Consider the following 12,278-nt stretch of genomic DNA (forward strand, 5'->3'; position numbering starts at 1 on the left):
CTAAAAAACTATTATGTTATAAACATTATAGTTGCATAATAAATTATTCATTTTTATACTTTATTATACAGTGAATATAGTTAACCTTCAATAGCTTTATATTTTAACTTAGTTGCTTTTCCACCTCTTATGTGTCTTTCAGATTTATTTAAATCTAATATTATTTTAGCTTCTTGTGCTATTGTAGGATTGATTTTAGGAAGTCTCTCAGTCATATCTTTGTGTATTGTACTTTTGCTTACACCAAACACACTTGCTGTCTTTCTTATTGTAGCTTTTGAATCAATAATATATTGTGCTACTTCTAATACTCTCTCCTCAATGTAGTCTTTCAAAATGCTACCTCCTTATTTAGCTATACTTATAAATATGCTAATATTTATTCTAAAATAACCATTTTTCTAATAGTTAGCCACTTTCTTAAAAGAAAATGGCTAACTATTAAATAAAATTATTTTTTTGATGAATTGCTAAATTTTATATATTTACTTGGGTTTATTTGTTCTATTTCTTTATTATCTGGTGAATTTTTAATCATTTGTAATCCTAAATGATCACCATACTTTTCAAACTTATAGTTTGCAGCACTAGTTCCTACTTTTCCTATTTGTTGTTTAGCTTTTACCACTGTATCTTTTTTCGCTAATCCTTCTGAATCAAGATTTGAATATACTGTATATAATCCATTTGGATGTGCTATTTTAACATAGTTTCCTAAATATCCATCCCCTTCTCCTGATTCAACAACTTTTCCTTCTGCAGCTGCTAATACTGGGTTTCCTTTTTCTGCTTTTATAGATACACCTTTATCAACTACCCATTGCTCTAAAGTATCGCTATATACAGGTTTATCTGAAAATTCTCTAACTATAGCACCATTTTCTATTGGATTTGAAAATTTTATATTTGCAGTATTTGCAACTGTTTTAGACTCAGGCACTGTAACATTATTTTCTTTTTCATCATTATTTTTAACTTGCTCTGCATTTGGCTTTTGAGTTACTGATTCTTCTAAATTTTCCTCTTTAGCATTTTCTTTATCATTTACTGATACAATAGTCTTTTCTTTTTCTGCAGATGCTAAGTTTTTGTTATTTATGTTTCTAATTGTAAAAGCTGCAGCTACTGCAACTACACATAAACAAACAAATAATATTACGTAGAAGCCCTCCTTTTTAATAAAGTTTTTAAACTTACTAAATTTATTTTCCATATGAACACCTCCTTTTTGTAGTCTGTCCTTTTATAATAAAAAAATACATTGTATTCCAATATTTCCATGAAAAATTTATCAACATTTCCTGATAATTATGTATATTTTTCTACATTATAATGACTATCAATGTCGTTTTTTGCTTTCATGATTCGTAAATTCTTATGAATGCAAAAAAAATATCCTCTTTAAAATTAATTTTAAAGAGGATATTTTTATTTAAAACTTATATGTTTTAATATAATACTGTTATTAATATGATTTTAGTAAATAATTATTTATTTATATTTTTTATTTTTACCCCTGTATAATAATGCATAAGAATCTTATCATAACTTTCTCCACTTTTAGCCATAGAATTAGCTCCCCATTGGCTCATTCCCACACCATGACCATAACCTAAACAATTTATTGCTATACTATTTTTTTTAAATTCTAATTTAAAATTTGCAGAATTTAAATTAAAAAGATTTCTAAAATCTGTTCCTTTAATTTTTACTTTTCCTAATTGTATTTCCTTTACCATTCCAGAATCTGTTCTATCTAGTATTTTTATTTGGGATTTTACATTATTTAAGTTCATTTTTCCATTACCATAAGTAGAATTAATCTTATTTACAAATTCTTTATAGGTTACATCCTTCGTTGATTTAAATTTAGGTGCAACTTCTTCTCCTGGACTATCTACTGACTGTAAATAAGGTATACTGCTTGCAAAAACATCTTTACTACTTTCTGTTTTTCCTGAACTAGTAGCAAAAAATTGAGGATTTACAACTAATTCTCCCTTATATGTTAATACTTTGCCCTTAGTATCGTTAATCGCTTGTACAATTTTATTCCAATTATCATTTGCTTTACTTCCCCAAGATTCTTTTTTATCTTTCTCATTTAAATAAACCTGACAATGAGTTGTATCACAAATTTGTGCTCCTTTAGCTTTATTGCATTTATTTTTTATTTTTGCCATAACAAAAGTTCTAGCAGCTACAGCTTGTGCTTTTAAAGCTTCTATATGAAAACTAGCTGGCATTTCTGATGCTACAACACCACAAATGTATTCTTCTAAAGGTATCTCCTCAATTTTATCTTCCTTTGTATTATATAACTTTATTTTAATGTCACTTTTAGTAATAGAAGAATCTTGTAAAGAATACTCAATATGACTGCTATCTTTTTTATCTCTTCCTAGAAATATATAAATTGCTATAGGGGAAATCATTAAAAAACATATTATAAAAATAAGATAATATATTAATACATTACCTTTTTTCATGTTTTCTCTTATTTTATAAATAGTACTTTTTATAGATTTAAAAAAATTTTGAAAATAATTTCTATTTCTCATTTCTCCTCCAAAATCTAATTTTTACATTAATTTATATGCTAATTTATTTAAATTAAGAAGAAAAAATAAAAATCCAATTAATCAATTAATTGATTAATTGGATTTTTATTTTGGAGTCTTTTTATATAACATATATTAAATTCTCTCTATCTCAGCACCTAATGATTTTAATTTTTCTTCTATATTAAAATATCCTCTATCTATATGATATATATCTGTGATTTCAGTTTCCCCATATGCAACTAACCCTGCTAATATCATAGCTGCACCAGCTCTTAGATCTGTAGCTTTAACTTCACATCCTGTAATTTTAGGAACACCTTCTATTAGAGCTGTTCTTTGATCTATTTTTATATTTGCTCCCATTCTTAATAATTCTGGAACATGCATAAATCTATTCTCAAAAACTGTCTCTGTAATTACACTAGCACCTTCTATTATAGTACACAAAGCCATCATTTGAGATTGCATATCTGTTGGGAATCCTGGATAAGGCATTGTTTTTATACTTATAGAATTCTTCTTCCCTGTTCCATCTATTAAAATTTTTTCACCATTTTCACTAAATTTAAAAATAACTCCTGCTTCTTTAAGTTTTTCTATAACTGGTCTTAAATATTCTTCATTACAGCCTAAAATTTCTATTTTACTATTAGTCATAGCAGCTGCTATCATAAATGTACCAGCCTCTATTCTATCACCTATAGGAGTATGTTTAGTTCCTACTAAAGAATCTACTCCTTCTATAATTATTTTGCCATTACCAGCTCCATTTATTTTAGCACCCATTGAATTTAGAAAATTGGCTAAATCAATTATTTCAGGTTCTTCTGCTGCATTTTCAATAATAGTTGTTCCCTTAGCTAAAACTGCTGCCATCATTAAGTTTTCTGTAGCACCTACTGATGGAAAATCTAAATAAATTCTATTTCCTATAAGTCTTTTAGTCTTAGCTTCTACAAATCCATGACCAATACTATAATCAACACCTAATGCTTTAAATCCCTTTAAATGTAAATCTATAGGTCTTGATCCTATATTACATCCTCCTGGTAATGATATTTTACATTTACCAAATCTCGATAACATAGGTCCCATAATTAGAAAAGATGCTCTCATTTTTTTTATTAAATCATTATTAACATTAATTGGGTTTATATTTGATGAATTAATTATAAGTTCTTTTGAATTTTTATTTATATTTACACTACATCCTAATTGATTTAAAACTTCACATATAACATAAACATCTTCTAATAATGGAAGATTATTTATTATTATATTTTCATCACTTAATATACATGATGCAATTATAGGTAATACTGAGTTTTTTGCTGAACTTACTTGAACTTTTCCTTTTAGTTCTTTACCACCTTTAACTCTTATTTTTTCCATATTATCCTCCATAAAATCTTAGTATGTTATAAAAATAATTGGTGTACCAACTATTAAGTAATTTCCTGTATCATAGGTACATAAAGAATAGTTTAATTTGCTATCATCATTAAAATGTACAATTGAAGTTATTCCATTATGAATTGGTATTTCTTCTATATTTTTTATCTTTTTACTTTTTAATAGGTTATATATGCTATTTTTCTTATCTTGCAACCCTATATTTATTTTCTCCTTTAGAAATGTAAAATATTTTTCTTCAGAAGTTAAATTATTTTGTACTTTTTGCAATTTATTTTTTAATTGTTTAACATTGTTAGTTTTTTTAGTAGATATTAACTCTATATCAATAAAACTGCTATTATCATTTATTTTATTTCCTTTAATAAGGTATTTATCCTCATTATTTTCCCATTTTAGCATAAAGGATTTATCATCATTTTTATTTATAATATTTTTATCTAAATTAAAAATTTTTTCTATTCTTTCTTTTTCTTTTATAAAGTTATTAGCCACTTCATATTGAAGTTTAACCCCACTTTCCACTATTGAGCTTTCACAAGTTATTAATTGTTGTAAAAAAATACTATCATCAAAAGCCTTAACATTTTGACATATAATTAATAAAAATAAAATAATAGATAGTAAACATATATAATTTCTTCTCATTTTATATTTCCATCCTTTACCTTTTATTTCTTAATTATTGTCAAATTTTATTTTTTTATACTATTAATCTTTTACAAATTATTTAATTATACTATTAATATATTTTTTTTTCTTGAAAATGTGAAAATTTAATATACTTTAAAAATAAACTTTATCTATATAGTGGATTTTATGTATTATATTAAAGCAAAAAAAAAAAAAAGAATCCTAAGAAAGACGATTTATTCATCTTCCTTAAAATTCTTTCATTTAATTAAAGTCACTTCCAATGTCTATTCTAGCTAATGCTCTAGCTAATGCTAGCTTAGCCCTTTTAACATCTATGTCTTTATCACTTTTCAATCTTTTTTCTGCTCTTTCCTTAGCCTCTTTAGCTCTATCAATATTGATATCTTCTGGCCATTCAGCAGCATCACAACAGAAAGTTAATTCGTTTTTATTAAAATCTATAACTCCTGTTGAAGTAAACAGCTTATGCTCTGTTCCATTTTCTTCAACAAACTTTGTCATTGTTGGAACCACTGTTGTTAAATAAGCTTCGTGGTTTGCAAATATTTCAAATCCGCCTTCTGCATTCATGCTTTGTAATGAAACTATGTTTCCATTAAAAAGTTCTTTATTAGGAGTTATTAACTTTAAAGTGAAAGTACTCATACTAATCTCCTCTTTTCTTCCTATTCTTCAGAAGCTATTTTTTTAGCTTTTTCAACAGCTTCTTCTATTGTACCAACAAATAGGAATGCTGATTCTGGAAGATCATCATACTTTCCTTCAAGTATTTCTCTAAATCCTCTTATAGTTTCTGCTATTGGAACATATCTACCTTGCATTCCTGTAAATTGCTCTGCAACAGTGAAAGGTTGTGATAAGAATCTTTGAATCTTTCTTGCTCTTGAAACTATAACCTTATCTTCGTCTGATAATTCATCTACACCTAGTATAGCTATTATATCTTGAAGTTCTTTATATCTTTCTAATATATGCTTAACATCAGAAGCTATCTTATAGTGCTCTTTACCAACTACTCTTGGATCAAGAATTCTTGATGAAGAATCTAGTGGGTCAACAGCAGGATATATACCAAGTTCTGCTATACTTCTTGAAAGAACTGTTGTTGCATCTAAGTGGGTAAATGTTGTTGCAGGAGCTGGGTCAGTTAAGTCATCGGCAGGAACATATACTGCTTGAACTGACGTAATTGAACCATGTTTTGTTGATGTAATTCTCTCCTGTAAAGCACCCATTTCTGTTGCAAGTGTTGGTTGATAACCAACTGCTGAAGGTATTCTTCCTAAAAGTGCTGAAACCTCTGAACCTGCTTGAGTAAATCTGAATATATTATCTATAAATAATAATACATCTTGACCTTTATCTCTAAAGTATTCTGCCATTGTAAGACCTGTTAAAGCAACTCTCATTCTTGCACCAGGTGGCTCATTCATTTGACCGAATACTAAGGCAGTTTTCTCTAAAACTCCTGATTCTTTCATTTCATAATAAAGGTCATTACCTTCTCTTGATCTTTCTCCAACACCTGTGAATACTGATAATCCACCATGTTGCTTAACTATATTATTTATAAGTTCTTGTATAAGAACTGTCTTTCCAACTCCAGCTCCACCGAATAAACCTATTTTTCCACCTTTTTGATATGGAGCTATAAGGTCTATAACCTTTATACCAGTTTCAAACATTTCTGGTTCAACTGATTGCTCTTCAAAAGTTGGTGCTGGTCTATGTATTGGATAGTATTCATTAGCATCTAAGCTTGATGAATCCTTTGTATCAACTGTTTTTCCTAATACATTGAAAAGTCTTCCTAAAACGCATTCACCTACAGGAACTGATATTGGTTTTCCTGTATCAACTGCATCCATTCCTCTTGTTAATCCTTCTGTCGCTTCCATTGAGATTGTTCTAACTATATCATCACCGATATGTTGTTCAACCTCAGTTACTAATGTATGCCCATTCATATTTATGTGAATAGCATTATATATGTTAGGAAGTGAATCAGTATCAAATTTTATATCAACTACTGGTCCTATAACTTGAACCACTTTTCCTATCTTACCAGGCATATAAAATACCTCCTCACTATTTTTGTGCTTCTGCTCCGCCTACAATTTCTGAGATTTCTTGAGTTATTACACTTTGTCTTATTCTATTGTATTTAGTCTGTAACTTATCTAGTAAATCATCTGCATTCTTGCTAGCTCCGTCCATTGCAGTCATTCTTGCAGATTGCTCACTAGTCTTAGCTTGAAGCATACAATTTATTAATTTTGCTTTTAAATATACATCAAAGGTTGATCCTATTACTTCATCCGCCTTTGGTTCTATTAAATATTCTTGATTAACTTCTGCCTTTTCAAGAGATATAGGTAACATTCTCTCTACCTTAACCTCTTGTGAAACCGGTGAATTGAAACGGGTATATACCACATTTACTTCTCCAACTTCGCCTTCTCTAAATAATCTTAAAGCATGCTCATAAATCACCTTAGCTTCTTTAATAGTTGGCTTATCTGGTATTTCAACGTATTCTGCTATTGTCTCAAATCCGTATTTTTTAACGTAAGAAATACCTCTTTGACCTACTGCCATAACTAAGCTATTAGCTCTATCGCCTTTAACATAGTTTGATAGTCCAACAGCAACATTTGAATTATAACCACCACATAAACCAGAATCAGATGCTATAACAATAAACAATTTTTTATCAGAATCATTTCCTTTTATATAGTAATTACTATTAAAATCATCTAATGTACTATATAATTGTCTAGCTACCTTTTCTATAGCAGTATAGTATTGGTTATTAACACCAAGATTCATTCTAGCTCTTCTTAATTTAGAAGTGGCAACAAGTCCCATGGCTTTTGTTATTTTTCTAGTGTTTGTAACAGACTTAATTCTACGTTTTATTTCAATAAGTCCAGCGCCTGCCATACATTCCACCTCCTAAAAGATTGCATAGCTTATAAAAAGCTATGCTTCACTTAAGAACATCTTCTTGAATTCTACAAGAGCATCTTCAAGAGATGATTTTATTTCATCTGTTAGAACTTTTTGTTCTATAATTGCTTTACCAACTTCTCTATGATGAGTATCCATAAATTCTAAGAATTTTCTTTCGAATCTCTTGATGTCATTTACGCTTATGTCTGATAAGAAATCATTAACTGCAGCGTATAGAATCATAACTTGTTTTTCTACATCCATTGGTACGAATTGGTCTTGCTTTAATACTTCAACCATTCTCTTACCTTTTTCAAGTCTTCTTAATGTATCCTTATCAAGATCTGATCCAAATTGAGCAAATGCTGCTAATTCTCTATATTGTGCAAGTTCTAGTCTTAAAGTACCTGAAACTTGTTTCATTGCTTTAATTTGAGCATTACCACCAACTCTTGATACTGATATACCGGCATTAACTGCTGGTCTTTGTCCTGCGTAGAATAATTCTGACTCTAGGAATATCTGTCCATCTGTTATTGATATAACGTTAGTTGGGATATAAGCTGTAACGTCTCCTGCAAGTGTTTCTATTATTGGTAAAGCTGTTAAAGATCCTCCACCATTTTCTTTAGAAAGCTTTGCAGCTCTTTCTAATAATCTTGAGTGAATATAGAAAACATCTCCAGGATACGCCTCTCTGCCTGGCGGTCTTCTTAATAATAGTGACATTGTTCTATAAGCAACAGCGTGCTTTGATAAATCATCATATACTATTAATACATTTTTACCTTTATGCATGAAATATTCACCCATTGAACATCCTGCATATGGAGCTATGTATTGTAATGGAGCACTTTCTGATGCAGTAGCTGCAACTACTATTGTATAATCCATTGCGCCCATTTCTGTTAAAGTATTTACTATATGAGCAACAGTTGATTGTTTTTGACCTATTGCAACATATATACATACAACATCCTTACCTTTTTGGTTGATTATTGTATCTAAAGTAATAGCTGTCTTACCTGTTTGTCTATCCCCTATTATAAGCTCTCTTTGACCTCTTCCTATTGGAATCATTGAGTCAATAGCTTTAATACCTGTTTGTAATGGTTCATTAACTGAGCTTCTTTCTAGAATGCTTGGAGCATGAACTTCTATAGGTCTAAATCCATCATTAGCTATTGGACCTTTACCGTCTATAGGATTACCTAATGAATCTACAACTCTACCTATCATAGCATCTCCAACTGGCACTTCAACTATCTTACCAGTTCTTTTAACTATGTCTCCTTCCTTGATTCCTTCTTCTGAACCAAGTAAAACGCATCCGACATTGTCTTGCTCAAGGTTTAATGCCATACCATAAACATCATTTGGGAATTCAAGTAATTCACCTTCCATACATTCATCAAGTCCGTATACTCTGGCAACACCATCACCAACTTGAATTATTGTACCTGAGTCAACAGTTTTTATTTGCTTCTCATACTTTTGAATTTCGTTTTTGATTATAGAAGTAATTTCTTCTGGTTTGATATTCATGGTTTCACCTCTATTCTCTCTTAAGCATTAAGGCCTTCATCTCGTCAAGTTTTGACTTTATTGTTCCATCAATAACATCATTACCAACTCTAACGTAGAGTCCACCTATTATACTTTTATCGATTTCTTGCTCTAGTATTATCTTCTTGTCATATTTCGCTTCTAGTTTAGATTTTAATTTAGAAAGCTCTTCATCAGTTAGTGGAATAACACTTTTTATATTAGCTACTAAAGTATTATTTCTATCTAAATGAATTTTCTCCATTTGATCTAACTTTTCTCTTAGATAAAGAATTCTATCTTTTTCTATTAATATGATTAAGAATGATAATAATTCATCATCTATTTTTCCCTTAAAAATCTCAACGAATGTTTTCTTCTTTTTTTTAGTACTTATTTGAGGATGTTTAATAACCTCGTAAAAGTCCTTGTTGTTATCAATAAGGTCACAAATTTCTCTTAAATCTTGAAGGTATTCTTCTACTTTGCCTTTTTCTTCAGCCGCTTGATAAAGTGCTAGCGCATACCTACGGTCTAAATATTCATACATACTTAAATACCTACCTTACTAATGTAATCATTGATAAGCTTTCTATGCTTTTCTTCATCAATGGATTCTTCAAGAGCCTTAGCTGAAAGCATTAATGCAAGATCAACTGCTTGTTTTTTAACTTCATCTTCAGCCTTAGCCTTTTCTCTATTGATTTCAACCTTAGATCTTTCTAATATAGCATGAGCTTCTTTATTAGCATCTTCAACTATCTCTTGATAGATTTTCTCTGCTTTTTTCTTCTCTTTTTCTTTTATTGCTTTACCTTCTTGTTTTGCAGATTTTAAGATTCTTTCATTTTCTAAAAGCATCATTCTAGCTTTTTCTGCATCTTCATCTGCTTCAAGAAGCTTATTTTCGATAGATTCTTGTCTGTCATTAACAACTTTTTTAACCTTATCAAAAAAGAAATGTCTTAATATTGCATATAAAATTATAAAGTTAAGTATCGCCGCTAGTATAGTTAAAAAATTTATTGATTCCATTTACTATCTCTGACCTCCCTTCGGAGTCATATAACTCATCATTATTTGAAATAACCCTTAAAATCTAAAACCTAGATTTTATTTATAAACGAATATTAATAGTATTGAAACTAGTAATCCGTAAATAGCTGTTGCTTCTGCGAAACCTGCACCTATAAGTAATGTAGTTGTAATTTTACCTGTTTGCTCTGGTTGTCTTGAAACTCCTTCACAAGCTTTACCAGTTGCAACACCTATACCTATACCTGCTCCTAGTCCACATAGTACTGCTATTCCAGCACCTAACGCTTTCATATCCATAATAAAATGCCTCCTTAAATTTTATTTTAGTGTTCTGCTACAGTTTTAATATTTATCATTGTCAACATTAAAAAGATGACCATTTGTATCGTACCATCAAAGATATCAAAATATGCATGGAATGGTACTGGGATACCTAATTCTGCAAACCATGTTAAATTACCTAATCCTTGATAGATTAAGTCAATTAATATTGTTGCTGCAAAAATATTACCGAAAAGTCTTAAGCTTAATGAAACTAAAAACATAACTCTTTCAATAACATTTAAAGGCAACATAAGAATTGATGGATGTGCAAATCCTCCAAAATAGCCTCCAATCCCCACTTTCTTAATAGCATTTGCTTGAACTAGTACAAAGCTTATTATAGCTAAGCCTAATGCTACATTATAACTTTGAGTAGGTGGCTGAACGCCCACTAATCCAGTAAGATTCAATATTAGAAGGTATACTGCTAATGTTCCTATAAAAGGTACATAACTCATATATTCTTCTCCCATTGTATTTCTAACTACATTAGTTACGGCATCATAAAAAGCTTCTACTATTGTTTGCTTTTTATCTGGTACCTTTTTAAGGTTCCTAGTAGAAAATACCGCAAGTAATATTAGGAGAATCATTACTACCCACTGAACTACAAGTCCACTAGTAATATCGAAAGTGAGATTACCTATTGGTATGGAAAAAATAGGTTCTACTGGTTCCACCTTAATCACTTCCTCTCTTTTTTTTAAACCAATATAATGTTAGCGATACGAAATAAAAGATAAATCCAAAAATATAAGCTAACAATGAATGAATATTTTTAGAAAAGGGAAGGGCAATTAATGCTATTATAGTAATTCTAATTAAAAAGCAAAGTCCCATTAAAAAGGGTGCTCCTTTAAAACTTACTACCCAATAGGTTATAAAGCCACTTACCACAAAATTGATTGAAGAAATAATTATTCCTACAAAAAATGCAATTGAGGTATATTTATTAAGAAATAACATTAATATTAATGTTATTAAACTTCCTAGTATCAAATTGATCTTTGTTACCCCAAACACTAGTTGTTTCATGGATTTTTCCATTGTTTTTTCTCCTTAACTCGAGCATGTATACATTATAGTACCGTATATTTTTTTTATAAACTTTGAAATTTCTTCAAAAAAAATCACATTAACCTCTTTTTAGCTATTTATCTTGTTTTTTTTATAAAATCCCTCTCTTATCTGCGTAATATGCACTTTTTCACTATTTTTAACAGTTTGAAATCCCATTATTCATTTTTCATACAATTCATATAATTATATTATTTATATCAATTATCCTTGTAAATGTTGTCAGACCATTTTTGTCTACATATTTATTTAGTATTTTATTTAATTCCATTTAAATTTAATCTTATTTAAATGAATAATATTTTTCTTATTTATATACAATTGAATTTTTATTTTTATATTTATGCAAAAATTTAACGATTTTTTTACTGCTTAGTATAAAAAAACTCTCGAAACCTCTATTTTCAGCATCTCTAGCCATATAATAAGGTAATACTTACTTTATTGCTTATTGATTTTTTTGAATAATTCATATGGTTTTACTTTCATAGTAATCATTTTTTTGTAATTTTTTGTTGTTTTTTGTATTGCATTGAAAAACTTTTTTATAATTATTATTGTAAAAATTTTGTAATTAATTGAAAATCATTTGAATTTTACATAATTAAATTCATAAAAATTCAATTTTTTATATTATTTTTTAATATAATGATAGAAAACTTCCTATTTAGGATTTAAATTCTTACTTAGTATACCCTTAAAATTAAC

14 protein-coding genes are annotated in these 12,278 nt (G+C 28.9%); all 14 read right to left on the reverse strand.

Annotated elements, in window-relative coordinates; all coding sequences use genetic code 11:
- Positions 1-80: 80 nt before the first annotated feature.
- On the reverse strand, positions 81-335 hold the full coding sequence (gene spoIIID / locus BUA70_RS05615) for a sporulation transcriptional regulator SpoIIID (RefSeq protein ID WP_072894510.1): 255 nt from the start codon (positions 333-335) through the stop codon (positions 81-83).
- 116 nt (positions 336-451) lie between these two features.
- Positions 452-1,213 (reverse strand): M23 family metallopeptidase, encoded by a 762-nt coding sequence (locus BUA70_RS05620; RefSeq protein WP_072894514.1) that lies wholly within the window; start codon positions 1,211-1,213, stop codon positions 452-454.
- Positions 1,214-1,487: 274 nt separating this feature from the next.
- Positions 1,488-2,561 carry a stage II sporulation protein D gene (gene spoIID / locus BUA70_RS05625; protein WP_242977305.1) on the reverse strand — a complete coding sequence of 358 codons (1,074 nt, stop codon included), beginning with the start codon at positions 2,559-2,561 and terminating at the stop codon, positions 1,488-1,490.
- 135 nt (positions 2,562-2,696) lie between these two features.
- A complete protein-coding gene (gene murA, locus BUA70_RS05630; protein WP_072894526.1) occupies positions 2,697-3,956 on the reverse strand; it encodes a UDP-N-acetylglucosamine 1-carboxyvinyltransferase in 1,260 nt (419 codons plus the stop codon).
- Positions 3,957-3,974: 18 nt separating this feature from the next.
- Positions 3,975-4,625: a hypothetical protein gene (locus BUA70_RS05635; protein ID WP_072894529.1), complete on the reverse strand. Its 651-nt coding sequence runs from the start codon at positions 4,623-4,625 to the stop codon at positions 3,975-3,977.
- A gap of 249 nt (positions 4,626-4,874) precedes the next feature.
- Positions 4,875-5,279 carry a F0F1 ATP synthase subunit epsilon gene (locus BUA70_RS05640; RefSeq protein ID WP_072894532.1) on the reverse strand — a complete coding sequence of 135 codons (405 nt, stop codon included), beginning with the start codon at positions 5,277-5,279 and terminating at the stop codon, positions 4,875-4,877.
- Positions 5,280-5,299: 20 nt separating this feature from the next.
- Entirely contained in the window at positions 5,300-6,706 is a 1,407-nt protein-coding gene (gene atpD, locus BUA70_RS05645) for a F0F1 ATP synthase subunit beta (RefSeq protein ID WP_072894536.1), read from the reverse strand.
- A 16-nt stretch (positions 6,707-6,722) separates the two neighbouring features.
- Positions 6,723-7,577 carry an ATP synthase F1 subunit gamma gene (atpG, locus tag BUA70_RS05650; RefSeq protein WP_072894540.1) on the reverse strand — a complete coding sequence of 285 codons (855 nt, stop codon included), beginning with the start codon at positions 7,575-7,577 and terminating at the stop codon, positions 6,723-6,725.
- Between the two features lie 39 nt (positions 7,578-7,616).
- Positions 7,617-9,131 carry a F0F1 ATP synthase subunit alpha gene (gene atpA, locus BUA70_RS05655; protein WP_072894545.1) on the reverse strand — a complete coding sequence of 505 codons (1,515 nt, stop codon included), beginning with the start codon at positions 9,129-9,131 and terminating at the stop codon, positions 7,617-7,619.
- A 10-nt stretch (positions 9,132-9,141) separates the two neighbouring features.
- The gene (locus BUA70_RS05660; protein WP_072894549.1) at positions 9,142-9,681 is read right to left on the reverse strand and encodes a F0F1 ATP synthase subunit delta; all 540 of its coding nucleotides are present in this window, start codon (positions 9,679-9,681) and stop codon (positions 9,142-9,144) included.
- A 2-nt stretch (positions 9,682-9,683) separates the two neighbouring features.
- Entirely contained in the window at positions 9,684-10,166 is a 483-nt protein-coding gene (locus tag BUA70_RS05665; RefSeq protein ID WP_072894552.1) for a F0F1 ATP synthase subunit B, read from the reverse strand.
- A gap of 78 nt (positions 10,167-10,244) precedes the next feature.
- Positions 10,245-10,466, reverse strand: a complete 222-nt coding sequence (atpE, locus tag BUA70_RS05670; protein WP_072894556.1) for an ATP synthase F0 subunit C — start codon at positions 10,464-10,466, stop codon at positions 10,245-10,247.
- A gap of 26 nt (positions 10,467-10,492) precedes the next feature.
- Positions 10,493-11,173: a F0F1 ATP synthase subunit A gene (locus BUA70_RS05675; protein ID WP_072894560.1), complete on the reverse strand. Its 681-nt coding sequence runs from the start codon at positions 11,171-11,173 to the stop codon at positions 10,493-10,495.
- Position 11,174: 1 nt separating this feature from the next.
- A complete protein-coding gene (locus BUA70_RS05680; protein WP_072894563.1) occupies positions 11,175-11,540 on the reverse strand; it encodes a hypothetical protein in 366 nt (121 codons plus the stop codon).
- Positions 11,541-12,278: the final 738 nt, after the last annotated feature.

It is taken from the genome of Clostridium fallax (genome assembly GCF_900129365.1).
Taxonomy (GTDB): Bacteria; Bacillota; Clostridia; order Clostridiales; family Clostridiaceae; genus Clostridium_AH; species Clostridium_AH fallax.